The organism is Pseudomonas sp. Pseusp16 (genome assembly GCF_047324915.1).
Lineage (GTDB): Bacteria > Pseudomonadota > Gammaproteobacteria > Pseudomonadales > Pseudomonadaceae > Aquipseudomonas > Aquipseudomonas fluorescens_CD.
This window is the reverse complement of record NZ_CP168522.1, coordinates 2,291,353-2,315,985: the sequence shown is the minus strand read 5'-3', so window position 1 is coordinate 2,315,985 and position 24,633 is coordinate 2,291,353. Positions and strand designations below refer to the sequence as shown.

Genomic DNA, 24,633 nt, shown 5'->3' with positions numbered 1-24,633 from the left:
CTCCCGCGACCCGAAGGCCGAATTATTGTTTTAGTGAGGAATGGAGGGGTTCAGCGTTGCTTTGCGCCCATGGAATGGGGCTGGTCTCGATACTACGCGCGGGGCGCGGCGCGGCATGTTTGTGCGCATGCCATGTCGTTGGTTGTGGGTGCCAGATTTGATCCCGATGGTGATCCTCTTCGGGAGCCTGCATGCGAAGGCAACACCTCGGTCCAAGACGAGCAGAGATCTGCGCATCCCACCTGCAATGTCAGACCCGCCTGTCAGTTCATTCTGATTTTTCCAGCTCTAAGGATATGCAGGCCAACGGCTGTGTACTGTGTTGGCACTGTGTTTTAAGGAGGAGAGGAAGAGCATGGACACGTCTTCAAAGAAAACCGTATCAGGAGGTGCATTCCAACAAGCCCTGCTGCAGATCGATCTAACGGAAGCTGCCACGCCGGATCACGCTGTTCGGTTATTGCTGAAGGAAATCCTTCAAAAACTGACTGAAAAAGGCTGGCCGCAAGCGCAGCTACTGACAGGGCCACGAATTGTGTCCGCTGAAGAAAACTACGGGTTACTCGGTTATGACTCGTCAGAAGTTACGCTAGGGAGTGCACACACACGCTGGGTCGACGAGTGCTCGTTGTTGCGCACGCAAACCACCAGTCAAATTCCAGCAGCACTTCAGCGTGCGGCTCAAGTACGACAACCAGGAGAGACAATATTACTGGCCGCACCCGGCATCACTTTCCGCCGCGACAGTCGGGATCGTTGGCACTGTGCGGAACCACATCAGATGGATATCTGGGTGCTGGGTGATCCCGAGTTGTCGACGCATGAACATTTGCTGCGTCTGGTTAGCGATATCCTCAAATCAGCGGTGCCTGACAAGTCCTGGATCTACAACCAAAGTCCGCATCACTACACGGAGGGTGGAATCGAAGTGAATGTGTTGAACGACCGCGCTCAGGTCGAGGTGCTGGAGTGCGGTCGAATTGCGAAATCCTTGCTGGACCGACTGAAGATAGATCCTGTGCGTCATGGCGGGTTGGCGCTCGGAATGGGATTGGATCGTCTGACCATGTTGCGCAAAGGAATCCCGGATATTCGTTTGTTACGCGACAAGAACGAACGAGTGCAGGCGCAGATGCATGATTTGAATCCGTGGAGTGTTGTATCACGGTTGCCTTCGATTACTCGTGATATTTCGTTAGCGGTAACGCCGGGTTTGAGCGAGGAAGTGTTGACCGAAAGGATGTTGCAGGCTGCTGGCGACTGTTCTGACTGGATCGAAGAAATGCAGGTCAAGGGGCGTTGGCCATTCTCGGATTTACCTATGCAGGCAATTGAGCGCCTGGGGCTTCTGCCGGGACAGGAAAATGTGCTGCTGCGCGTTGTACTGAGGGATTGTTCGCGATCCATCACTACTGCTGAGGCGAACGCCTTGTATTCGAAAATTCAGTCGGCGCTGCATGAAGGTGCACTGGGCGCGGGTTATAGGATGGATCTTCCCAATGTTTAGTCGAGATTGATGTTGGATGTGCTGGCCTCTTCGCGAGCAAGCCCGCTCCCACAGGGATTTTCAGTGAACACAGAGTTTGTGTGCGACCTGGATCAAATGTGGGAGCGGGCTTGCTCGCGAAGGCGGCAGATCAGGCAACATCAATCCTCAGATCCGAAAACTCCCCACCAACTGATTCAACCGCGCCGCCTGTTGCTCCAGCTCGGTACAAGCGCGCAATGTCGATTGCAAATTCTCCACGCCTTGCTGGTTCAGGGTGTTGATTTGCGTGATGTCGACATTCAGGGCCTCGACCACCGCGGTCTGTTCTTCGGTGGCGGCGGCGACGGACTGGTTGACGTTGTCGATTTCGCCGATGCGCTGGGTCACGCTGCCCAGGCGGGAGCCGGCGAGGTTGGCGATGGTGACGCTTTCTTCGCTGTGGCGCTGGCTCTCTGTCATGGTGGTGACCGATTCCCGCGCGCCCACTTGCAGTTCCTCGATCATCTGCTGGATCTCCAGCGCCGATGTCTGGGTGCGTCCGGCCAGGCTGCGCACTTCGTCAGCGACGACAGCAAAACCACGGCCCGCTTCACCGGCCCGCGCCGCTTCGATCGCCGCGTTGAGCGCCAGCAGGTTGGTCTGCTGGGAGATGCCCTTGATCACCTCGAGGATCTGCCCGATGTTCACGGTCTTGTCGTTGAGCACTTCGATGTTGGTGCATGACGCACTGATCTTGCCAGACAGTTCGTTCATCACCTCGATCGTGCGCTGTACCACCTGGCGCCCATCCTCGGCCTGTTGCCGGGCATTGGAGGCCTGATGCGAGGCATCGGAGGCGTTATGGGCGATCTCCTGTGCGGCCGCGCCCAACTGGTTGATTGCCGCCGCCACGCTGTTGGTGCGGGTGGATTGATCGTCGAAATTGCTCATCGACGAGTTTGACGCATCCAGTACCCGCCGCGCGCCTTCGTTCACCCCCAGCGCCGCCGATGACACCTCGCGGATCGAATGGTGGATGCGCTCGACAAAGCGGTTGAAAGCGGTCGCCAGTTGCCCGATTTCATCCCGCGATTGCACTTGCAGGCGCCGGGTCAGATCGCCTTCGCCGAGGGAAATATCCTCCATGACCCGGGTCAGTACTTGCAGCGGCCGGGTGATGCGCAGCGCCGTGTACCAGATCAGCAGCAGGCCGAGCAGGGCCGAGCCGCCACCGAGCAGCAGTTCAAGCGCAGTGCTTTGCACGCCTTGGGCATCGAGTTCGTTTTGCAGTGTGGCGACTGGTGCCAGCAACACGTCCTGCGGCACACCGACCAACACACCCCATGGCGCGGCACCGGCAATCGGCGACAGCGGCTCAAGGACCTTGATCTGCCGGGCGTCGACAAACACTTCGGGTTTGCCCTGGCGCAAGGCGTCCATGACCTCGTTGCTGTCCATCGGTTGGCCCAGGCGATTGACATCCTGGCTGTTGGCGGAGATTACCCCACGCGGGCTGACGATGCTGATCCGACCGTTGCCATCGAACAGCGCACGGGCACTGGTTTCGCTGTTTTGTTGCAGGGCGGCGAGGTTGATATCCAGTCCCACCACGGCAATGACCTTGCCGTTTTCCAGCAGCGGGAAGGCAACGCTGGTCACCAGTTTGCGGCTGCCGGAGGCTTCGTCGAAATAGGGCTCCAGCACACAGGCCTGGCGGGTGTCGCGGGCGCAGGTATAGAAGGCGTTGTACGGCGCGCCGCTCGGCCCCGGCTCGGTGTTGGCGAGCAGGCCTTCGTCGCCGATCACCGCTTGCAGTTCGCCTGGTTTGCTCTGCACCCAATACAGCGAAAAGCGTCCGGTTTCATTGCTGCCAAGTTCCGCCTGGTTGGCGAAACCGGCGTCGGCGCCATCGAGTGCACCGGGTTCAAAAATGACATAAAGCCCGAGCAGGTCGGGCTTGTCGATCAAGGCCTGGTGAAGCTGGGTGCTCAGCTCCTGGCGCAGTTGTTGGCGGGTCAGGTTGCCCTTTTGTTGCAGTTGTCGCAGGTACAACAGGTAGCGCGATAACCCCTGGCCGTATTCGTGGGTCTGCATGAAGGTGCGTTGCACTTGCATGGCCTGCACTTTGCCCAGCGCTTGCATGTGTTCCCTGGCCGCATTGGCGAGCATGTCGCCGCTGGCTTGCGCCACTTGCTCGCTGCTCTTGTGGGTCTGATAGAGCGACAAACCCATCAGCAAGCCAACGACCAGCAGCAGGCAGAGGCCGGCGAGGAGGGCGATCTTGCTCTGGATCGTCAGGAATTTTTTGTGCATTGGAAATACCTTTTTCCACACGGGCAACGACAGCGCCGTTGCCCGTGACCGACATTAGAAACCAGTGACGAACAGCAGTTGGGCGTAGACGTTCCGGTCGTTGTTACCCAGTTGCGTGCCGCCGTTGTCAGCACTCTTGTCCGGTTGGTAGAAGCCCACCAGCGGCATCACGGTCAGGTGATCATTGACGTGCCATTCGGCATACAGGTCGACTTCGTGGCCGTCGGTGTTGCCCAGGCTGCGGTCGATGGTGTCGTAGTTGAAGTACAGCGCGCCGAGGTTCAGGTTCTCCAGCGGCGAGACTTTCAGCCCGACGTTCTGGATGCGCGAGTTGGTGTTGAACGGCCCGGCGTAGTTGCCTGCCACTTCGCCCTGGAACCAGGTGCCGTAACCACGGCTCATGCCGTAGAACAAGGTGTCGTAGCCTTCCGAGAAGCGGCTGTAGCGGTAGCTGACGTTCGGCGTCCAGGCAGCGTCGGAAAAGGTCCAGCCGGCTTCCAGGTACCAGGCGTTTTCGTCGGAGGCGTGGGGCTTGTCCTGCCTGGCGTATTCGCCGGAGAGGAACAGGTCTTTCACCCCGGCATTGCCTGCCGCGCGTACGCTGTAGGTTTTCATGCCGTCGCGTTCGAGTTGCGCCGGGGAGGCGAACTGTTCGTCGATGTCGGTGGTCTTGATGTAGGTCAGGCCGACCGTGCCGGCCTCGGCCACGTGCTCCAGGGTGCCGACGTACATTTCGGTCTTGGCCTGGGCGCGGTTGTCGGACTTGAGCCACATCAGGTCGCTGCGCCAGCCTTCCTTGCCACCCAGACGCAATATGGCGGTTTCGTCGAAGGCCTTGCGCGCCGCCAGGTAGTAGGCGCCGCCACGGTTGAATTCGCCGTCGGCCAGGCCTTTTCCTATGTTCAGCGCGTCGCCATTGATCAGGAAACCATCGCCGATCATGATGTTCTGGCGACCGAATGACAGGTCGACGCCGTCCTTGCCCAACGCCCCGAACAGGTCCGCGGAACGCCAGCCGAGGTAGGCATCTTCGAACTTGGTGGTGCGTTCCGAACCGTCGCTGAAGCCGGCGGCATCGCCGTCGCCCCAGGTGCCGGAGCTGAGCAGGTTGCCCGCGCCGTAAGCCGTGCCCGCACCGCCCAGGCCCTTGTCGAAACTCAAACCGTATTTGATGTAGCCCTCGCGCCACGACGACGAACCTTCGTCGAGGCGGCCGGACAGGGCGTAGTTTTCCTGGCTGTGGAAAATGCCGAACGCCGCTTCCAGGGTGGCGTTCAGATGGCTGTCGTCATCGGCGTACAGCTCATAGGCGCTGGCCTGGCCGGCGCTGATCATCAGCGCGAGAGTCGAGAGACGAAGCAAGGGGGACTTGAGCATGGTGTGGCATCCGTTCTTGTTCTTGAGCGCAGGTTTGCGGTCTTTTTAGATACTAAGGCCCGACTTTTCCCTGCCCTTTTCCCTGTTTGCCAATAAGTTGGCTGTGCATGCCAGATTCCCCGGTTTGGCAGCCCGGCCAATACAACTGGCACGCAGGGCAAAACCTGCGGGCCGGCGACCACCGACAATCCCTGACAACCTGCCGAAGCTCCCAGCCTCGGCATTATTAGTGTTGGCGTTCGCCTGCCGGCGAGCGCGCGGATTTTCAAGGTCGGTTTCTTATGTTCACTTCGCTGCGTTTGCCCTTGATCGGTTTGCTGTCCTTCACCCTGGTTCAGGCGGTGTCCGCTGCCGAGTGCGCCACCGATACCCACCGTGGTGCCGAAGTGTTTGCCACTGAATGCAGCGTCTGCCACGCGGTGACCAAGGGCACGACCGGCATGATGGGGCCGAACCTGTTCGGTGTGTATGGACGCAAGTCCGGCTCGCTGCCGGGCTTCAGCTACTCCCAGGCCATGCGCGACAAGGACGTCGACTGGCAAGCCGAGAACATCACGCAATTGATCACCCAGCCCCAGGCCTACGTGCCGGGCACTTACATGCCGTACATGGGCCTGGCCTCCGCCGACGACCGTCAGGCAGTCGCATGCTTCCTCAAAGAACAACACTGATCAGGCCGGATCTGCGCCTGAACACATCGTCTGAATGAAAGGTGAATTATGAGCAACGTTGAAATCCTGCCCCAGGTTGCTGCATTCCTCGAACGTCGCCACGGCTGCTTCATCGATGGCCAGTGGGTGTTTGCCGAGGGCGACAGTATCGCCGTGGTCAACCCGGCCACCGGGCAAACCCTGTGCGAAACCCTGGATGCACCGCTGGAAATCGTCGAGCGCGCCGTGCAGTCGTCCCACAAGGCCTTCAAGTCTGGCGTGTGGTCGGGCCTGCGTCCGGCGGACCGTGAGCGCATCCTGCTGAACTTCACCCGTCTGGTCGAAGAGCACGCCGAAGAACTGGCGCAGCTGGAAACCTTGAGCCAGGGCAAGTCTATCAACATGGCCCGCGCGCTGGACCTGAACGCCACCGTGGAATTCATGCGCTACATGTCCGGCTGGGCGACCAAGATCGAAGGCCAGACCTTCGATGTGTCGATCCCGTTGCCACCCGGTGCGAAGTTCACTGCCTTCACCAAGCGTGAGCCGGTGGGTGTGGTGGTCGGCATCGTGCCGTGGAACTTCCCGCTGCTGATCGCGGCCTGGAAACTGATGCCGGCCCTGGCCACCGGCTGCACCGTGATCATCAAACCGGCCATGGAAACCCCGTTGACCGCCATGCGCCTGGCTGAACTGGCGCTGGAAGCGGGCATCCCGGCCGGCGTATTCAACGTGGTCACCGGGGGTGGCGCTTCCGTCGGCGGCGCGCTGACCCAGCATCCTTTGGTGAACAAAGTGTCGTTCACCGGTTCCACCGCCGTGGGCAAGAGTGTCGGCGTGGCGTGCATGGAGAACATGACGCGCTTCTCCCTGGAACTGGGTGGCAAGAACCCGATGATCGTGCTCGCCGATGCCGACATCGAGAAAGCCGTGCAAGGCGCGATCCTCGGTGGCTTGCTGAACAACGGCCAGGTCTGCGCAGCGGCCTCGCGTTTCTATGTGCACCGTTCGATCCATGACCAGTTTGTCGAAGCCCTGGCGGCCGCCGTCTCGGCGATGCCGATTGGCGCGGGCATGAACTGCGAAGCGGCGATCAACCCGCTGGTGTCGCGCAAGCAACAGCAAAGCGTACTCAAGCACATCGAACTGGCCCGCAAGGAAGGTGCGCGGGTGGTGACGGGAGGTGAGTTGCTGCAAGGCGACGGCTTCTTCGTGCAGCCGACCATCCTGGCGGACATCGACCACAGCATGGCCGTGGCCCGCGAAGAAGTATTCGGTCCGGTGCTGGGCGTGATGCCGTTCGACGACGAAGACGCCGTGATCGAATTGGCCAACGACAACCGCTACGGCCTGGCCGCCAGCCTGTGGACCAACGACCTGGGCAAGGCCATGAACCTGGTGCCACGCATCGAGGCCGGCACCGTGTGGGTCAATGCCCACGTGCTGCTCGACCCGGCGATGCCGTTCGGCGGCGTCAAGCAATCGGGCATGGGCCGCGAGTTCGGCCGTGCGGTGATCGAGGCGTACACCGAGCTCAAGTCGGTGTGCATCGCGCATTGATGTAGCGACCGCCTGCCGCGTGATCGAATATCACGCAGCAGGCGGTTTCGCCAGTTCAATGCCAGCGGCACCCAGCCGCTTGAGAATTTCAAACAGCAGCTGGCTTTTGATCGCGCCGACCGTGCGGGGACTGCCGACATAGCCGGTGATAGTCAACGTGATGCCTTCGGGTTTCAGCTGGCTGAAGCGCAAAAATGGCACCGGTTTATCCAGAATGGATTCGTGTTCGGTGAAGGTGTCGTAGAGCAGGTTCTGTACTTGCTCAGGGTCGATGTCCAGCGGGAACATCAGTTCGAGTATCACCACGCCCTGGGCGCTGCCGCCGAGGGTGACGTTGCGCAGGTTCTGCGAAATCAGATGCGAGTTAGGCACGATCATGATCGAGCGGTCGGCGAGTTGTATTTCCGTGGCCCGCACGTTGATCCGTCGTATATCGCCTTCAACACCACTGATGCTGATCAGGTCGCCGACTTTCACCGGGCGCTCGGTCAGCAGGATCAGGCCGGAGATGAAGTTCTTCACGATCTCCTGAAGGCCGAAGCCGATGCCGACCGACAAGGCACTGACGATCCAGGCCAGGTTGGTCCACTTGATCCCCAGCGACGACAGCGTCAGCAGCACCACCGATGCGTAACCGATATTGGCAAACAGGGTGCTGAGCGAGGCGCACATGCCCGGGTCCATCTCGGTTTTCGGCAGGAACTCCTTGTCCAGCCAGCGGCGTAACGTGCGGATCAGATAGACACCGATCATCAGTGTCAGGACGGCACGCATCAAGTTGTCCGGGACGATGTTCAGCGCGCGCAGCCCTTCACCGCCGAGTACGGCCACAGTGCCGGTGACCAGTTGCCCCAGTGTCGTACCGATCCCGCCGACAAACAACGCAATGAGGCCAATCAGTATCAGGATCGCGCGTCCTGCCCCGGACAATACGGTGCAGATCTGCTCCAGGCGCGGATTGCCGATGCCCAGCAGCTGTTTGATGGTCCTGCCGGTGGGTTGCCGGGCTGAAAAAAGGTAATCGCAAGTATCCTGGTAAACCTGTGTGAGCAGGTAGAAACCGGCGAAGATGATGAATATCCAGACCAGTTCATAGGTGATGAACCGGGCCATCGTCACGTAGCCGATCACCAGGGCGAACAGCGACCCCACCACGGCAGCGCCGGTAAACGCATAAATCAGGCCGGCAAAGGTTGTGACACCTTCGGGGGCTTCTCCGGCAACGATCAGGTCTCTGCGGGTCTTGCTGACGCGCAACAGGAGCGCACCGATCACCAGGGCAGCGACCAACGCCACGATGCCCCGACCGAACAACACCACTTCGGCGCTCATGCCGGTGACATTACTCATCTGCACCAGTGTCACCAGCACCAGCAGCAGGCTTGCCAGCAACCTTGGATAGGGCGCCATCGCCAGGGCCACCGGATCGGCAATATCGGGCAGGCGCCATGAGGGATGTTTGGTCGACAGCAGTGCTCGGCTCAATCCGGTGATCAGCACGCAGGTATAGGCCAGCTTTTCCAGATACTGCGCCAGATCGGCCAGCAGCGGGGTGTAGGGCAGTTGCCGGGTCCCGGCAAAGTGCAGCAATTGCAAGGCTGCGCCGGCGGTCAGCACCGTCGCCAGTACCGACGCCAATGCAAGGGAGCTGCGCCGCAACCGGCCTTCAGGCATTCGATGGATGCACAGCCACGCCAGGCCCCGCCCGGCGAACCGTCGCCCAACGGTCCAGATGGCCAGGGCCAGTATCAGCAGTGCGGCCGTGATCCCGCGTTGTCCGGGTTGCCAGGCCGCCCGGTGCGTGGCCCCGAGTTGCTCGATGAGGGCACTGAAACGCTGGCGGTCTTCTGCCGGAAAATTGAACAAAGGTGACCAGAAAACCGGGTTCAGGATACTGGTGGTTTGCTGGGTCACCTCCGCTTCCAGCAGGCTGCGGCGAATACTGGCTATCTGGGTGATCAGCTCGGCGGCACTTTTTTTCAGCGCTTCCAGGGTTTTGAGTTGGCTATCGATCCTGTTTTTCTGCTCGCCGAGGGTGTCTCGCTGGGTGGTAATGGCAGACGTCACCTGTGCATTCTCGGCGAGGGGCACGGGCCCCAGCACGTTGAGTTGCGCCTGCAACTGCGCCTGCCCGGGCAGTAGCGATGCAGACAGGCTATCAATATCCTGGATCAGTACTTGCACCTGATCCTGTGCGCTTTCCAGTTGGGTGTAATTGGTGGCCAGGGAAACCTGCTGCTTGAGGCTGTTCAACTGGTTTTGCAGCCCCAGCAGATCGTTATCGGGGATGCTGATGACCGCGGGGGTGGCGGCGGGGGTAAGGGCGTCGGCCATGGGTGTCGCCAACAGCCAGCCCGGGCTTGCCGCCAGAAGCGCGAAGGCGATGCAGATCATTGACTTGAATACGTTGCACATCGGCGTGCTCGACGGGTTGTTGATCACTTAGCCAATGAGGTTAGGCCATGACACGCACCCTCGAGCGAAGTTTTGTCGCAAGTGACCCGGGTGGTTTTCGTTCAGGCGTTACTCATGCTGTTGTCGCGCCGGGAAAAACAGCTCGAAGCAGGTGATGCCGTCGGCACTGCTGACATGGCAGGCACCGTTGTGCAGTTGCATGATCGTCGCCACGATCGACAGGCCCAGGCCATTGGACTGGGACGAGCGTTCGCGGGACTCATCGACCCGGTAGAAGCGTTCGAACAACCGTGGCAGATGGTGCGGCGCGATGGTCGGACCGTGGTTGCGCACTTGCACCTGGATGCCGTCGGCAGTCGGGTTGGCGTGGATGCACAGCTCGGAATGCGGGGCGCCGTACTTGATGGCGTTGGCGCACAGGTTGGCCAGGGCACGGCGCAGCAACATGGGCTCGGCCCAGATCAGACCGCTGCCCTGGGCATTGATGCAGATGCCAACGTCGCCCGCCGGGCCTTCGAAGTAGTCGGCCATGCGTTGCATTTCGTCGGCGGCATCCAGTTCCTGACGCTGGCGCAAGGCGCTGCGCGGATCGGTGCGGGCCAGAAACAGCATGTTGTCGAGCATGCGCGCCAGGCGTTCAAGTTCTTCGACGTTCGAGGCCAACAGTTGCTGATAGGCGTCGGTGCTGCGGTTCTGCTGCAAGGCCACCTGGGTTTCACCCAGCAGGTTGTTGATCGGCGTGCGCAGTTCGTGGGCCATGTCGGTCGACACCTGGCCCAGTTGTATGAAGCCTTTGTCCAGCCGGTCGAGCATGGCGTTGAAAGCGTCGATCATCGGCAACAGCTCCAGTGGCGCGCCCTGGCTGTCGAGGCGTTCGTTTAGGTTGCCGACGTCGATGCTCTGGGTGTGACGGGCCAGGCGCCGCACGGGCAACAGGCCACGATGCACCAGCACATAACCGGACAGCGACAGCAGAATCGCCGCGACGCTGGCGAACAGGTACACGTTGAAGCGGTAGTCGGCGAGCACGGCGGTGCGTTCGGTCATCAAGCGCCCGGTCACCACTTGCAGGCTGCCCAGATCACCCGAGTCGATGGTCGCCGCCAAGGCGGAAAACGGCACGCCATTGACGTTGGGCAAGTGCTGCACGTCATTCAGGGTCAGGCGATGATCCATCGCCACCGGGGTCAGCACCGGCATTTTCAGGTTGCCCGGGTTGACCACCAGCAACGGCGGTTGGCCTGGGGTGCCGATGGTCAGCAGGGCCTCGCGGTTGCCCATCATGTTCTGGAACAGCGCCGGCTTGGCCTTGATCAGGTCCAGGGTATTGCTGTCGTTGAGGAAGGTACGCAACTGGTCGATGCGGGTGATCAGGGCAATGTCGTCGCGACGGATCAACTCGCGCTCCAGGTCGCGGTACAGCGCGACACCCAACAGCGCCAGCGAGACAAACGCCAGCAGGGCAAACACCAGCGCCAGACGCAAGGTCAGGGAGTGACTGAGGCGGGAAGCGGATTGCAGCGGTGTCATCGCATTCATGGCGGTATTCAGGGTTGAGTGTCGAAGCGGTAGCCGATGCCGCGCACGCTGTGGATCAACTTGAGCGGGAACGGATCATCGATTTTCAGGCGCAGGCGGCGCACCGCGACATCGACGACATTGGTGTCGCTGTCGAAATTCATGTCCCAGACCCGCGAGGCGATCATCGAGCGTGACAGCACTTCGCCCTGATGCGTGGCGAACAGGTGCAGCAGGGCAAATTCCTTGTTGGTCAGGGTGATGCGATTGCCGGCGCGGCTGACGCGTCGCTTGAGCACGTCGATCTGCAGGTCGTCGACGTGCAGGTGTTCTTCTTCCCGGGTAGGGCCGCGCCGGGTCAGGGTGCGCAGGCGTGCCACCAGTTCAGCGAAGGAAAACGGTTTGATCAGGTAATCGTCGGCGCCAAGTTCCAGGCCTTTGATGCGGTCGGCGATGTCGTCCCGGGCGGTGAGGAACAACACCGGTGTGTCGGCTTCCTTGCGCAAGCGACGCAGGACTTCCCAGCCATCCATCTTCGGCATCATGACGTCCAGCACGATCACATCGAAATCGTGTTCAAGGGCCAGGTGCAAACCATCGACGCCGTCGCGCGCCAGGCTCACGGTGTATCCGAGTTCCTGCAGGCCGTTGAGCAGGTAATTGCCGGCCTTGGGTTCGTCTTCGACTACGAGGATGTTCATGAAAGTCTGCCTGATTCGGTCGGGCTACAGGGGCAAGCCAGTGGCGCAAGTGTAGCCCGATCAATCGTCAATACAGGCATCCGATCAGTTCTCGCCAATGCAATTCACGCCCTGGACCTGATAGTCCAGCTGGTGCTCGCGCCCCTGGTGGTCGAGGTAATTGAACTGCGCCGGCACGATGCCGCACTTGCCATTGAGGTCGGTCATGGACAGCACTTTGGCGACATCCACGTCCACATAAAAACCGTCCTTGTCGTGGATGACGGGTGAAGTGGATTGAGTCGCGGCAAACGCCGAACCGGTGGCGAGCAGGGCGGCAAAACCAAGGATCAACATTTTCATGACGAATCTCTCTCTACAAGGGCAGGGTGGCTGCCGGTGGTTGGCCTGACAGTGAGTTCAGGTTAACGAGGCGATCCGGACAGCCGACCAACAGCTTGATGACAAAGTTGTAATGAAAGGATGGCGGGAGCACCCGGGACCCTGTGGGAGCGGGCTTGCTCGCGAAGGCGGTGTATCAGCCAACATCAATGTTGAATGTGATGGCCTCTTCGCGAGCAAGCCCGCTCCCACAAGGGGCAGCAGCGACATTGGAAAGTGGTTTCAGCAAAACGGACCGACCCACGGATCCATGGCCTAAGCTTGTTCGCAGGCCGATGTTCATCGAGTACGTCGATGGGCAAACGGCACCTATAAAAACAATGCAATCAGGAGATGCCCATGTCCGCTTTGATCCAACGTTTGAGTCGCTGCATGGCCGCCGGTTTGACCGCTGCCGTGCTGGTCGCACCAGCCTTCGCGCTGGATACCGTGAAATTCATGGCCCCGGGCTCCGTGGGCGGTGGTTACGACCAGACCGCCCGGGTACTGGGCAAGGCCATGCTCGAAGCCAATACGGCCAAGGCCGTGACCTTCGAGAACAAGGGCGGGGCCGGTGGGACCCTGGGGCTGGCACAGTTTGCCAACAGCACCAAGGGTGACCCGAACGCATTGCTGGTGGTTGGCGCGATCATGGTCGCGGGCATCGAACAGAACAAACCGCAGATCAGCCTGAAGGATGTGACGCCGATTGCGCGCCTGTTTACCGAATACAACGTGATTGCCGTGCGCAAGGATTCGCCATACAAGACCCTCGATGACCTGATCAAGGACTTCAAGGAAAAGCCCACTAGCGTCACTTTTGGCGGTGGTTCCAAGGGGTCGATCGACCACATCGGCATCGCCGAGCTGGCGGGCAAACTGGATGTCCCGGTCAACAAGGTCAATTACATCGCCACCGGCGGTGGGGGTGAAATCGTCGCCCAGACCCTGGGCGGCCAGATCAAGGTGCTCACCGGGGGCTACGCCGAACTGGGTCAATACATCAAGGCCGGCCAGATCCGGGTGCTGGCCATCGGTGCGCCCGAGCGTGTCCCGGGGATCGATGCGCCGACCCTCAAGGAAAGCGGCTACGACGTGATCATCGGCAATTGGCGCGGTGTCTACGGTGCTGCGAACCTCACAGCCGAGCAGCGTAAAGAAGTGACCGACGCGGTCGTGGCCGCCAGCAAAAGCAAAGTCTGGCAAGAGAACATCAAAACCAATGCCTGGACCGAGAGCGTGCTGACCGGTGATGACTTCGGCAAATTCGTCGACGAAGAGCACGTGCGTCTGCGGGCGATGCTGGTCAAGGTCGGGCTGCTTTGAGATGGCCGGGTCACGCGCAATCGTGCCGACGCAATTGGCGATCGGCCTTGGACTGATCGCCCTCAGCGCCTTGCTGGCCGTGGGAGCCAACCGCTTTCCGCCCGAGATGGGCTTCGTGATTCTGCCGGCTTACGTCTATCCCTGGATCGTCGCCGGCTTTCTCGGCGTGGTGGGCCTGCTGCTGAGTTATCAGGCGCTAACCGGCGGTTTTCGCGAACTGGACAGCGGCAATGGTGTGATCCCTGGCGGAAAATCCGGGGCCGCCTGGGTCACTGGCGGGTTGGTTGGGGTGGCGGTGCTGATCAACCTCATCGGCTTTGTGCTGGCCGCCGGGCTGCTGTTCGCCTGTTCGGCGCGGGGGTTTGGCAGTCGTCATCCGGTGCGGGACCTGGCCATCGGCATTGCCTTGACCCTGCCGATCTACTGGCTGTTCAACGCCGGGCTGGGGGTTTCCCTGCCATCGCTGATCAACATCTGGCTGTGAGAGGAGATCGACACCGTGGACATTCTTTCAAGCCTGATGATGGGGTTTTCAGCGGCGCTGACGCCGATCAACCTGATGTGGGGGTTCATCGGCTGCCTGCTCGGCACCGCCATCGGCGTGTTGCCGGGGATCGGTCCGGCGCTGACGGTGGCACTGCTGTTGCCGATCACCGCCAAGGTCGACCCGACCGGTGCGCTGATCATGTTCGCCGGGATTTATTACGGCGCACAGTTCGGTGGCTCCACCACCTCGATCCTGCTCAACACCCCCGGTGAATCGTCTTCGATGGTCACGGCCCTGGAAGGCAACCTGATGGCGCGCAACGGTCGGGCGGGACCTGCGTTGGCAACGGCGGCGATAGGTTCATTCGTCGCTGGGACCATCGCGACGATTTTGCTGACGCTGTTTGCACCCATCGTCGCCAGGCTGGCACTGAATTTCGGCCCGACCGAATATTTCGCGATCCTGGTGCTGTCGTTCACCACCGTGTCGGCGGTGCTTGGCGCTTCCATGCTCCGAGGGTTTGCTTCGCTCGGCGTCGGGCTGACCATCGGGCTGATCGGCCTGGACTCGACCTCGGGCATTGCCCGCTACACCCTCGGCGTGCCCGAACTGGTGGACGGGATCGAGGTGGTGCTGGTGGCGGTCGGGTTGTTCGCGGTTGGCGAGGCCTTGTACAGCCTGCTCTATCAAGGGGAATCAAACGAAGGACGGCACCGCCTGACTTCGTTGTGGATGACCCGCGCGGACTGGAAACGCTCGGTGCCCGCATGGCTTCGGGGCACGCTGATCGGTTTCCCGTTTGGTTCGATTCCGGCCGGTGGCGCCGAGATTCCAACCTTTTTGTCCTACTCCACCGAGCGCAAGCTCAGCCGCTACCCCAAGGAGTTTTCCGCCAACAAGGGCGAGGGCGCCATCGAAGGTGTCGCCGGCCCCGAAGCGGCCAACAACGCCAGCGCGACCGGATCCCTGGTGCCGTTGCTGACCCTGGGCATCCCGACGTCCGCTACCGCTGCGATCCTGCTGGCCGCGTTCCAGAACTACAACCTGCAACCGGGGCCGATGCTGTTCGAAACCTCCGCCGACCTGGTCTGGACGCTGGTGGCCTCGCTGTACATCGGCAACGTGATCCTGCTGGTGTTGAACCTGCCGCTGGTGGGACTGTGGGTCAGACTGCTGCAAATCCCCCGGCCGTACCTGAATGCCGGCATCCTCGTGTTCGCCACCATCGGCGTGTATGGCATGCGCCACTCATCCTTCGACCTGATCCTGATGTTGGCGATTGGCTGGGGCGGGGTGCTGATGCGGCGGTTCGACTTCCCCGTCGCCCCGGTGATCGTCGGCATGCTGCTGGGGCCGATGGCCGAGAAGCAACTGCGTAACGCCTTGTCCATCAGCCAGGGCGACTGGATGGTGTTCGTCACGCAACCGATCTCGGCGTTCTTCCTCGCCCTGACGCTGTTGGTGCTGGTGGTGCCCTATGTGTTGCATAAACGCGGCATCAAGTTGCATGAGGATGATTGAGGGCGATGAATGCCTGTCAGTCGAGTGCATACCTGTGGGAGCGGGCTTGCTCGCGAAAGCGGTGTGTCAGTGAAATAAGTGTCAACTGACCCGACGCCTTCGCGAGCAAGCCCGCTCCCACAGGGTCATGTGGTGGCTTGCGCGGTGAACCACTGCATCACCGCCCCGCAGGCCGGATGCGCGGCGGCCGAGGGTTGCAGGCACAGCGAATAGATCCCCCGGGTCTTCAACGGTTCGCCGAACGGAATCACCAGTTCGCCGCGTTGAATCGATTCGCCTGCCAGGGTCATGTCGGTCATCGCCACCCCCAGGCCACGCGCAGCGGCATCGAGTGCCAGTTCGTCGAGGTTGAAGGGGATATGCCGATAGTCCTGTAGCGACAGGCCGCCGTTGGCCAACAGCCAGGCCTGCCAGTCATGCTGGTCGGAAGAGCGGTGCAACAGGGCGAACCCCGATAAATCTTCCAGCGATGACATCGGCCGACCGGCGTTGCCCAGGCCCGGCGCGCACACCGGCACCAGGGCTTCCTCGAACAGGGTCAGGCAATCGGGCGCTGTGGATGGCTCTGGCAGATAGAGAATATAGGCGTCACTGTCACTGGCCGGCTCAACCACTTCGGTGGCCACGGTTTCGATTGCCAGGGATACGTCCGGGTGATGCCGGTAGAAATCGCTCAGTCTGGGCAGCAGCCAGCGCACCGCCAGTGACACGTGCATGCGGATGCGGAACGGGCGTTCCTGCGGCGCGAGCCGCTCTTCGAGGGTCCGTAGCTGTTCAAGGATGCTGCGGGCGCTGGCCAGTACCTGTTCACCCTCCGCGGTCAGTTGAATGCTGCGGCTGCTCCTGACAAACAGCGGTACGCCGAAGTGGCTCTCCAACTGCTGGATCTGTCGGCTCACGGCGCTTTGGGTCAGGCAGAGCTTTTGCGCCGCCTGGGTGAAGCTGCCTGACCCGGCGACCTCGACCAAGGCCTGCAAGCCCTGCAACGAGGGCACGTGGCGAATTTTATCCATGCGTTTTCAGAATGCCTCGATGATTTAATAACGTTGGTTGTCCGTGTTTTGACCCTTTAGATTCTAGTCATTGCCACCGTACTCGAAAACCACTTATGCGAATCCTGCATGCAGTGTTGTTTTGGATCGAGACGGCCGGCAGAACAAGAACCTGAGGTGACGCATGGAAAATATCTGTGGCTGGATTGCACAAGCGGGGAGTTCTCCGTTGCGCGATCCGCTCAAAGGCACGCAACAAGCCGACTGGCTGGTGATCGGTGGCGGCATTACCGGCCTCAGTGCGGCGCACGCTCTGGCGCAAATGCACCCCAAGGCCCGCATTGTGGTGGTTGATCGCCAGCGGGCTGCGCAAGGGGCATCGGCGCGCAACTCCGGTTTTGTGGTGGCCCATGAGCATCCCGCTGCTGGCGAACTGGTGGGTAGTGCCGGATTCGCCGGGTATCAAGTGGATACGGCCATCGGCCGCGCAGCCGCCGACGAAGTCCGCAAGCAGATTACCCGCCACGGTATCGAGTGCGACTTCAGGGAATCGGGTTATTTCTTCGCCGTCAGCGATCCACGCAAGCTGACCCACGTCGAGGCCAAGCTGCAGACCCTGCGTGCCGTTGGCGCCAGCGCGCATTTTCTGCAGGGCCAGGCATTGATCGAGAAACTCGGCAGCCGGCACTACCGCGCCGCGATCTGGTGCGGTAACGGCAATGCGCTGCTGCAACCGGCGAAGTACGTCAGGGGCTTGCTCGAGGCCTTGCCGCAGACAGTGACGGTCTGTGAAAACACCGACATCACCGGCCTTGAGCGCCTGGGCGATGGCCGAATTCGCGCCCGTAGCCAAAACGGCTGCGTCGAGGCAAGGCAAGTACTGGTCTGTCTGAACGCCTTTGTGCCTCGGGCGGGTATCGAAGACAGCGGCACATTTGCCATGGAGCTCAGCGCCAGCCTCACGCGACCGCTCAGCGATCAAGAGTTTCAGGCCATGGGTGCGCCCGCGTCCTGGGGCGTGCTGTCGACCCGCCCGTTGGGCGCCACGGTGCGCCTGACGCCGGATCGCCGGGTGATGATCCGCAACACTGCGGAATACCGCGCCCGGGATCTGTCCCTGGGCGAATTGTCGAGCCGCCGCCAGCACCATGTGCTGGGGTTGCAGCGGCGGTTCCCGATGCTCGGTGAGCAGGACATCGAATACACCTGGACCGGCCATCTCAGCGCTTCGCGCTCCGGGCAAGCGTATTTCGCCAAGGTCGAGGAGGGCGTTTTTGCCGTGGCCGGGTGCAATGGCTCCGGCGTGGCCCGGGGCACGCTGTGGGGCCGCTTGCTGGCGGAGTGGGCCTCGGGTCGCGAATCGCCGCTGCTGCACTCGGTCATCCAACGGGCGCAGCCCGGCTGGCTGCCGCCCAAGCCGTTGCTCGATATCGGTGCCATGCTGCGTATGCGCGTGGAAGCGGTCCGGGCCAGAAGCGAAATATGAACACACCCGTTTAACGACAAGAACAAAAGCACTTCCCATCGAAGGTGATTCAACATGCGCGTCAATACGCTTTCCCTTGTGGCCCTGATCTCGACCTTTTCCGCCTCGACCTATGCAGACGAAACCGTCAACATTTCCAACTGGAACGGCTACATCGCCGACGACACCTTGCCCAGCTTCACCAAGGCAACCGGGATCAAGGCGACCTACGACATCCACGACAGCAACGAAGTGCTGGAGTCGAAGTTGATGACCGGCAACACCGGTTATGACGTGGTCAGCCCGTCGAACCACTTCCTGTCGCGCCTGATCAAGGCCGGGGCCATCCAGAAGCTCGACAAGAGTCAGTTGCCCGACTGGAAGAACCTTGACCCGGCGTTGATGAAGAAACTCGAGGTCAACGACCCGGGTAACCAGTACGGCTTCCCTTACATGTGGGGCACGGCGGGCATCGGTTATAACGTCGAGAAGATCAAGGCGATCTTCGGCAACACCGATGTCACCCATTCCTGGAGCCTGTTCTTCGACGAGAACAACATCAGGAAACTCAGCGAGTGCGGTGTGGCGATCATCGACAACCCGACGCAGATCCTGCCGATTACCCTCAATTACCTGGGCTTGCCACCCCACAGCCATGAGCCCGCCGATTACAAGAAAGCCGAGCAGGCCCTGCTGAAGATCCGCCCGTACGTGCAGTATTTCCATGCGTCCAAGTACATCAGCGACCTGGCCAACGGCAATGTCTGCGCGGTGATCGGTTTCAACGGCGACATCGTGCAGGCCGCCGCCAGCGCCAGGGAAGCCAAAAACGGGATCGATATTGCCTACTCGATCCCGGACGAAGGTTCCACGCTGTGGCTCGACATGGTGGTCATGCCCAAGAGCGCGCCCCATGAGCACAACGGCTACGCCTACATGAACTACCTGCTGCAGCCGAAGGTGATCGCCAACATCAGCAACAGCATCCACTACGCCAACCCCAACAGCGCGGCGGATGCCTATGTCGACCCGGCGGTGAAGCAGGACCTGGCGATTTACCCGCCGAAAACCGTGATGGACAAGCTGTTCACCGTCGAAGACTTGCCCGCGGCCATCGCACGTCTGAGCACGCGTTTGTGGACCAAGCTGAAAACCAATACCTGACCTGGTCAGGCCAGCATCGACATCAACCCACCCTGACGATCCAGTCTGGCCAGGTCGTCGAAACCGCCGATGTGCGTGTCGCCGATGAAAATCTGCGGCACGCTGCGGCGGTTGCTGCGGCTGAGCATTTCTTCGAACTTTCCGGGCTCGCTCTGGATGTTGATTTCTTCCATTACCGCGCCTTTGCTGGCGAGCAACGCCTTGGCGTTGCGGCAATAAGGGCAGGTGTCGGTGGTGTACAAGGTCACGGTATTCATGGTGGATTCTCCGTCGCTCAAGTCATTCAGGCGTCGATAGCCGGGAAGTCGATGTCGGTCAGCACAACGTTGTTCAGGTAGTTGGTCAGCGTCTGCGCAGCCACGTGGGCGATCACTTCAATGATCTTGCCGTCGCCGATACCGGCAGCACGGGCTGCGGCGATCTGCTCGACCGTCAGGTGGCCACGGCTTTCGGTGACCTGGCGGGCGAGGCTGGCATAGGCATTGAGTTCCCCCTGACGCGCGCTGAGGATGTCCTGGCCTGACAACCCGGCCTTGCCGGCGAACAGCGTGTGAGCCGCCAGGCAGTAGTCGCAGCCGTTGACCTGGGAAGTGGCGAGGAACACCGCTTCTTTTTCCGTGGCACTCAAGGACGTCTTGCCCAGTGCGGCGGAGTTTTGCAGGTACGAGGCCAACACCGCCGGGGCGTGGGCCAGTACCTTGAAGACGTTGGGCAAAAAGCCGATTTTCTTCTGCACGCCTTCCAGCAGCGGGCGGGTGGCGTCGGTGGCGTGTTCCAGGCTGATCGGGGCAATGCGGCTCATGGTGATACTCCGTGGTGTGAAGCGCGGAATGCGCTGGGTACGGAGCTGATGTTAGGGAGAGTGTCTGGCTTGTTGGGTGCAAATCGTCGAGGATATGCGACAGATCGTCCAGAACTGCCCTCGGGAGCCTTGTCATGGATCGCTTGTCCACGTTGCTCACACACTTTGGCGTCAATGCCGGCACGTTCCATAGCGGTACGTTTTGCGGTACCGCCGCCTTCGACGGCCAACAGGCCGGCGGTCATTTGCACCTGCTTCAGGCGGGTGAGTTGCTGCTCAGGTTGGGTGATCAGCCGGATCTGCAACTGACCGAACCGACCCTGATCTTTTTTCCTCGGCCCTATCGGCATCGCCTGCTCGCTTCAGAAGCGTCCGGCACGCAACTGGTCTGCGCGACCCTGGATTTCGACGGCGGTGCGGGCAATGCCCTGGCGGCGGCACTGCCTGATTACCTGGTGCTTAAGCTCGATGAAATCCCGGCGATGGCCGGGACCCTGGAATGGCTGTTCAACGAGGCGTTTGACGGTACATGCGGGCGTGAGGCGGTAATGGACCGGTTGTTTGAACTGCTGGTGATTCTGTTGCTGCGGCACATTCTGAGTACCGGTGGCCAGCAACCGGGCATGATGGCCGGCCTCGCCGATGCGCGCCTGGCGCGCCCTCTGAGCCTGATGCATCAAACCCCGGCCAAGGCCTGGAGCGTGGCCGAACTCTCGGTCGCCGCCAACATGTCGCGGGCCAGTTTCGCCGAACACTTTCGCCGGGTGGTCGGGCAGACGCCAGTGGATTACCTGGTGAGCTGGCGCATCAGCCTGGCGCAGAAACGCTTGCGCGAGGGCCGGCCGATTGCGCTGATTGCCGAGGAGGTTGGTTACGAGAGCCCCTCGGCACTGGCCCGGGCGTTTCGGCGCAAGACGGGATTGAGCCCGCGGGAATGGAAGGGCAGCTGACCACCGCCTATTCCCTTTGTGGGAGCGGGCTTGCCCGCGAAGAGGCCGGCGCATCCAGCAGGGAGGTTGACTGACACTCCGTCTTCGCGAGCAAGCCCGCTCCCACAGTTTGATCTCCAGTGAATGCCAATCCAGCGGCCGGCCAAAGTACCTGTGGGAGCGGGCTTGCTCGCGAAGAGGCCGGCACATCCAGCAGGGAGGTTGGCTGACACTCCGCCTTCGCGAGCAAGCCCGCTCCCACCGTTTGATCTCCAGTGCATGCCAATCCTGCGGCCGGCCAAAGTACCTGTGGGAGCGGGCTTGCCCGCGAAGAGGCCGGCACATCCAGCAGGGAGGTTGGCTGACACTGCGCCTTCGCGAGCAAGCCCGCTCCCACAGTTTGATCTCCAGTGCATGCCAATCCAGCGGCCGGCCAAAGTACCTGTGGGAGCGGGCTTGCTCGCGAAGAGGCCGGCACATCCAGCAGGGAGGTTGGCTGACACTCCGCCTTCGCGAGCAAGCCCGCTCCCACAGGTTTTGTGGTTGCCTTACGCGTGCATCAGAACTTGTACGCTTGCCGTCCCACCAACAGCCATTTGCCGTTCTGCTTTTGCCAGATCTGCAGGTTCTCGATTTCGGTTGGCACCACTTCGGTACCTTTGAGCGCTTGCGCCGAGAAGTGGTGGCGGACCAGCGCGACATCGCCCGAGACGGTGATGGTCTGGTTTTGCATCTCCAGGGTCTTGAAGGCGCTCTTGCCGGTTTCGATGTCGGCGATGAATGCCTGCTTGTCCTGGATCTTGCCGCTGGAGTGCCCGTAGGTCAGGTTCTCGGCGGTCAAGGCGTTCAGCTCCGGGATGTCTTTGTGCAGCATGGCCTGGGTCAGGTGGTCGACAGCCTGGGCGACGTCTTTGTCCGCGGCAGCCGGGGTGGCGGCGACGTAGCCGCTGAACAGGCACAGAAAACCAATCAGCACTGTTGTTTTTTTCATGGGTGTTTCCTTGTTGTTGTAGGGATGGCGCTATGACTGCTCGAGTATTCGTCAGTCATCGTACAACCTATCATGCGATGGAGGGAAAAAGCGAACTTGCCCTGCGGCCATGCCTCGAAGTTAAAAGGGCGATGCCCTGACTTCGAGGTATTGCACCATGCAGCCTGACCCGCGTTTACGGCACGACCTGACGTTGCTCATGGTGTTTCTGGTGATCGTCGTGGTGTCGGGTTTTGCTCCCCGCAGCCGGGTGGACTGGGCGCTGGAAAACCTGCTGGTGCTGTTGCTGGTGGGCACGCTGGTGGCGGTTTCGCGGCGGTTCCGTTTGTCGGCGACATCCATCACGCTGGTGTTTGCGTTTCTGTGCGTGCATGAGTTGGGTGCCCACTACACCTATTCCCTGGTGCCTTACGAACGCTGGTCTTCGGCGTGGTTGGGTTTCAGTTTCGAGCAGGCGTCAGGCGTTCACCGCAATCACTACGACCGACTGGTGCATCTGAGCTACGGACTGCTGCTGGCTTATCCGGTGCGCGAAGTGTTGTTGCGCCTGACCCCGCTACGCGGGTTCTGGCTGTTTTTCGTGACCCTGAACATCATGCTGTCGACCTCCTCCATGTATGAACTGGTGGAGTGGATCGGCGGTGCCTTTCTGGGCAATGACACGGCGAACGCCTTCGTCGGCGCACAAAACGACCCCTGGGACTCGCAAAAGGACATGGCCATCGCGCTCGCCGGTGCATTGGTCAGCCTGTTTCTGGTGTCCCTGCGCGGCATGGCGCAAAAACAGCCGCTGACGACCGCGTGTCGTAAAAAAAGCAATCTGTGGGAATAGGCTTCAACTACTGCTCGAACCCGTCGATACCCTCTTGAAGCGTGCCACCCGCGCGGGGCAAACCCCGTCGCCAAACGTGCCAGAGAGGAACCACAGAGTGTCCATAAAACTGCGTTTAATATTGTTGATCGGCACCGGATTGCTCACTGCGTTGATCATGAGCCTGGTCAGTTATCTGGGAAACACCCGGATGGCCGAGGCCGTGGACGACAACAACGTCAGCATGGCCGCGCTGCGCAATCACCTGGAAGGCGACATGATGCACGACGCGTTGCGCGCCGACGTGTTGTCGGCCATGTTGGTGGGCTTGAACAAAAGCACCAGCAGCAAGGCCGAGGTGCGCAGTTCCATCGAAGAGCACGCCCAACGCTTTCGCGAAGTGCTCGGGGAAAACCTCAAGCTGCCGGTCCACGACACCATTAAGGCCGGCCTGAACAAGATCAAGCCGAGCCTCGACACCTACATCAGTGCCGCCGAGCGCATCGCCGGGCTGGCGCTGGAAAACCCGGAAGCGGCACAACAGCAGCTGGGCACCTTCAACAACGCCTTCAGCCAGCTGGAAGACCAGATGGAGGCTCTCAGCGAGTTGATCGAAAGCAATTCGCAACAGACCAGCCAGGGTACGGCGCAAGTCATCAGCAACGCCAACCTGACCCTCGGCGGCATGCTGATCGCCGGTTTGTTGCTGCTGTTGGCCCTGGGGCGTTCGGCGATCCTGAGCATCATGGGCCCGCTGCAAACCGCCAGTCGCATTGCCCAGAGCATCGCCCATGGCAACCTCGGCGAGCCGATTGTCGAGCCCACCCGCAAGGACGAAGCCAGCGCATTGATTCGTAGCCTGGCAACCATGCAGCGGGATTTGCGCGGCATGATCGAGGTGGTGCGCAGCAACGCCCACGGTGTCAGTGGCATGAGCGCGCAACTGAGCAACGGTTGCCATGAGGTGGCCGGCAGCAGCCAGCAGCAAAGCGCGGCGGCCAGCACCATGGCCGCGGCCGCCAGCGAAATGACGGCGAGCATCGAGGAAATCACCCGGCATGCCGAGCGGGCGCTGAACATGGCCAATCAGGCCGAGGCGCTGGCCAAGGACGGTGGCCGGGTGATCCACCAAGTGGTCAGCGACATGGACGGCATCGCGCGTTCGGCGCAGCACTCGGCGCAGGTGATCCGCACGCTGGACAAAGAGTCCGAGGGGATCTTTAACATCATTCAGGTGATCAAGGGCATCGCTGACCAGACCAACCTGCTGGCCCTGAACGCCGCCATCGAAGCCGCCCGTGCCGGCGAGCAGGGCCGTGGTTTTGCCGTGGTGGCCGATGAGGTCCGCAGCCTGGCGGGGCGCACCAGCGCTTCCACCCAGGAAATCGCCAGCATGGTCGCACGCATCCAGCAAAGCACCCGCGAGGCGGTGATCAGCATGGAGGAGGGCGTGGCCCAGGTCGACAAAGGCATGGCGGTGACGGCCGATGTCGAGCGCGCCATTCGTGAAATCCTCGATGCCACGCTCAACACCACGCAACTGGTCAATGACATCAGCCGCACCATCGGCGAGCAAAGCCTGGCCAGCAACGAGATCGCCCATCAGGTGGAGATGATTGCCGGCATGTCGCAAGGCAACAGCAAGGTGATCGGGCAGACGGCTTCGACCACCGATGAGTTGTCGAGCCTGGCGGGGCAGTTGGCGCAGTCGGTGGATCGGTTCAGGCTTTGAGGTAGAGGTTGCCTGACAAGACGCCTTCGCGAGCAAGCCCGCTCCCACATT

Annotated in this window: 21 protein-coding genes and 2 pseudogenes; 12 read left to right on the top strand and 11 right to left on the bottom strand. The window is 61.2% G+C overall.

The window, feature by feature from the left end; translation table 11 throughout:
• The first annotated feature begins 355 nt into the window (after nt 1–355).
• The gene (locus ACEN8Q_RS10295) at nt 356–1,507 is read left to right on the top strand and encodes a hypothetical protein (protein ID WP_413705111.1); all 1,152 of its coding nucleotides are present in this window, start codon (nt 356–358) and stop codon (nt 1,505–1,507) included.
• Nucleotides 1,508–1,654: 147 nt separating this feature from the next.
• On the opposite strand, the gene ACEN8Q_RS10290 is transcribed toward ACEN8Q_RS10295, so the two are convergent.
• The 3 genes and pseudogenes from ACEN8Q_RS10290 to ACEN8Q_RS10280 all read right to left on the bottom strand — a co-directional run bounded on the left by ACEN8Q_RS10290 (nt 1,655) and on the right by ACEN8Q_RS10280 (nt 5,158).
• Entirely contained in the window at nt 1,655–2,908 is a 1,254-nt protein-coding gene (locus tag ACEN8Q_RS10290) for a methyl-accepting chemotaxis protein (protein ID WP_413705488.1), read from the bottom strand.
• Nucleotides 2,909–3,052: 144 nt separating this feature from the next.
• Nucleotides 3,053–3,562 (bottom strand): annotated as a pseudogene (locus tag ACEN8Q_RS10285) (cache domain-containing protein); the annotation flags it as partial.
• Nucleotides 3,563–3,835: 273 nt separating this feature from the next.
• Nucleotides 3,836–5,158: a hypothetical protein gene (locus ACEN8Q_RS10280; protein ID WP_413705110.1), complete on the bottom strand. Its 1,323-nt coding sequence runs from the start codon at nt 5,156–5,158 to the stop codon at nt 3,836–3,838.
• Nucleotides 5,159–5,439: 281 nt separating this feature from the next.
• Here ACEN8Q_RS10280 and ACEN8Q_RS10275 point away from each other — a divergent pair, with 281 nt between their 5' ends.
• Together ACEN8Q_RS10275 and ACEN8Q_RS10270 are read left to right on the top strand one after the other, a co-directional pair.
• A complete protein-coding gene (locus tag ACEN8Q_RS10275; RefSeq protein WP_413705109.1) occupies nt 5,440–5,829 on the top strand; it encodes a c-type cytochrome in 390 nt (129 codons plus the stop codon).
• 48 nt (nt 5,830–5,877) lie between these two features.
• Complete coding sequence (locus ACEN8Q_RS10270) at nt 5,878–7,368, top strand: aldehyde dehydrogenase family protein (protein WP_413427114.1); 1,491 nt, start codon at nt 5,878–5,880, stop codon at nt 7,366–7,368.
• 30 nt (nt 7,369–7,398) lie between these two features.
• Here ACEN8Q_RS10270 and ACEN8Q_RS10265 read toward each other — a convergent pair whose 3' ends face one another.
• The 4 genes from ACEN8Q_RS10265 to ACEN8Q_RS10250 form a co-directional block, all read right to left on the bottom strand.
• Entirely contained in the window at nt 7,399–9,702 is a 2,304-nt protein-coding gene (locus tag ACEN8Q_RS10265; protein WP_413427112.1) for a DUF3772 domain-containing protein, read from the bottom strand.
• A 189-nt stretch (nt 9,703–9,891) separates the two neighbouring features.
• Nucleotides 9,892–11,322 carry a heavy metal sensor histidine kinase gene (locus ACEN8Q_RS10260; RefSeq protein WP_413427110.1) on the bottom strand — a complete coding sequence of 477 codons (1,431 nt, stop codon included), beginning with the start codon at nt 11,320–11,322 and terminating at the stop codon, nt 9,892–9,894.
• Between the two features lie 8 nt (nt 11,323–11,330).
• On the bottom strand, nt 11,331–12,002 hold the full coding sequence (locus ACEN8Q_RS10255) for a heavy metal response regulator transcription factor (RefSeq protein ID WP_046040381.1): 672 nt from the start codon (nt 12,000–12,002) through the stop codon (nt 11,331–11,333).
• Between the two features lie 84 nt (nt 12,003–12,086).
• Nucleotides 12,087–12,344 carry a DUF2790 domain-containing protein gene (locus tag ACEN8Q_RS10250; protein WP_413427108.1) on the bottom strand — a complete coding sequence of 86 codons (258 nt, stop codon included), beginning with the start codon at nt 12,342–12,344 and terminating at the stop codon, nt 12,087–12,089.
• Between the two features lie 378 nt (nt 12,345–12,722).
• Here ACEN8Q_RS10250 and ACEN8Q_RS10245 point away from each other — a divergent pair, with 378 nt between their 5' ends.
• Genes ACEN8Q_RS10245 through ACEN8Q_RS10235 form a run of 3 tightly spaced genes read left to right on the top strand, consistent with a single transcriptional unit; the run spans nt 12,723 to nt 15,696 of the window.
• Nucleotides 12,723–13,688, top strand: coding sequence for a Bug family tripartite tricarboxylate transporter substrate binding protein (locus ACEN8Q_RS10245; protein ID WP_413427106.1), 966 nt, complete (start codon nt 12,723–12,725; stop codon nt 13,686–13,688).
• Nucleotide 13,689: 1 nt separating this feature from the next.
• A complete protein-coding gene (locus ACEN8Q_RS10240; protein WP_413705108.1) occupies nt 13,690–14,172 on the top strand; it encodes a tripartite tricarboxylate transporter TctB family protein in 483 nt (160 codons plus the stop codon).
• Nucleotides 14,173–14,187: 15 nt separating this feature from the next.
• Complete coding sequence (locus ACEN8Q_RS10235; RefSeq protein WP_413705107.1) at nt 14,188–15,696, top strand: tripartite tricarboxylate transporter permease; 1,509 nt, start codon at nt 14,188–14,190, stop codon at nt 15,694–15,696.
• Nucleotides 15,697–15,821: 125 nt separating this feature from the next.
• Here the strand turns inward: ACEN8Q_RS10235 and ACEN8Q_RS10230 are convergent, their stop codons facing one another.
• Nucleotides 15,822–16,709, bottom strand: a complete 888-nt coding sequence (locus tag ACEN8Q_RS10230; RefSeq protein WP_413427101.1) for a LysR substrate-binding domain-containing protein — start codon at nt 16,707–16,709, stop codon at nt 15,822–15,824.
• 163 nt (nt 16,710–16,872) lie between these two features.
• On the opposite strand from ACEN8Q_RS10230, the gene ACEN8Q_RS10225 reads away from it, so the two are divergent.
• Together ACEN8Q_RS10225 and ACEN8Q_RS10220 are read left to right on the top strand one after the other, a co-directional pair.
• Nucleotides 16,873–18,174, top strand: a complete 1,302-nt coding sequence (locus ACEN8Q_RS10225; protein ID WP_413427099.1) for an NAD(P)/FAD-dependent oxidoreductase — start codon at nt 16,873–16,875, stop codon at nt 18,172–18,174.
• Between the two features lie 54 nt (nt 18,175–18,228).
• On the top strand, nt 18,229–19,317 hold the full coding sequence (locus tag ACEN8Q_RS10220) for a polyamine ABC transporter substrate-binding protein (protein WP_413705106.1): 1,089 nt from the start codon (nt 18,229–18,231) through the stop codon (nt 19,315–19,317).
• Nucleotides 19,318–19,322: 5 nt separating this feature from the next.
• Here the strand turns inward: ACEN8Q_RS10220 and grxC are convergent, their stop codons facing one another.
• Both grxC and ACEN8Q_RS10210 read right to left on the bottom strand, forming a co-directional pair.
• Nucleotides 19,323–19,574 (bottom strand): glutaredoxin 3, encoded by a 252-nt coding sequence (grxC, locus tag ACEN8Q_RS10215; protein WP_413427095.1) that lies wholly within the window; start codon nt 19,572–19,574, stop codon nt 19,323–19,325.
• A 26-nt stretch (nt 19,575–19,600) separates the two neighbouring features.
• The gene (locus ACEN8Q_RS10210; protein ID WP_413705105.1) at nt 19,601–20,119 is read right to left on the bottom strand and encodes a carboxymuconolactone decarboxylase family protein; all 519 of its coding nucleotides are present in this window, start codon (nt 20,117–20,119) and stop codon (nt 19,601–19,603) included.
• Nucleotides 20,120–20,253: 134 nt separating this feature from the next.
• On the opposite strand from ACEN8Q_RS10210, the gene ACEN8Q_RS10205 reads away from it, so the two are divergent.
• Nucleotides 20,254–21,069, top strand: a complete 816-nt coding sequence (locus ACEN8Q_RS10205; RefSeq protein WP_413427091.1) for a cupin domain-containing protein — start codon at nt 20,254–20,256, stop codon at nt 21,067–21,069.
• 538 nt (nt 21,070–21,607) lie between these two features.
• Here ACEN8Q_RS10205 and ACEN8Q_RS10200 read toward each other — a convergent pair.
• Nucleotides 21,608–22,039 (bottom strand): nuclear transport factor 2 family protein, encoded by a 432-nt coding sequence (locus ACEN8Q_RS10200; protein ID WP_413427089.1) that lies wholly within the window; start codon nt 22,037–22,039, stop codon nt 21,608–21,610.
• 157 nt (nt 22,040–22,196) lie between these two features.
• Between ACEN8Q_RS10200 and ACEN8Q_RS10195 the strand changes: the two genes are divergently transcribed.
• The 3 genes and pseudogenes from ACEN8Q_RS10195 (at nt 22,197) to ACEN8Q_RS10185 (ending at nt 24,582) form a co-directional block, all read left to right on the top strand.
• Nucleotides 22,197–22,871, top strand: coding sequence for a DUF2238 domain-containing protein (locus tag ACEN8Q_RS10195; RefSeq protein ID WP_413705104.1), 675 nt, complete (start codon nt 22,197–22,199; stop codon nt 22,869–22,871).
• Between the two features lie 76 nt (nt 22,872–22,947).
• Nucleotides 22,948–23,724: pseudogene (locus tag ACEN8Q_RS10190) on the top strand (MCP four helix bundle domain-containing protein); the annotation flags it as partial.
• Complete coding sequence (locus ACEN8Q_RS10185) at nt 23,719–24,582, top strand: methyl-accepting chemotaxis protein (RefSeq protein WP_413427146.1); 864 nt, start codon at nt 23,719–23,721, stop codon at nt 24,580–24,582. The pseudogene ACEN8Q_RS10190 and the gene ACEN8Q_RS10185, both read left to right, overlap by 6 nt.
• Nucleotides 24,583–24,633 lie beyond the last annotated feature (51 nt).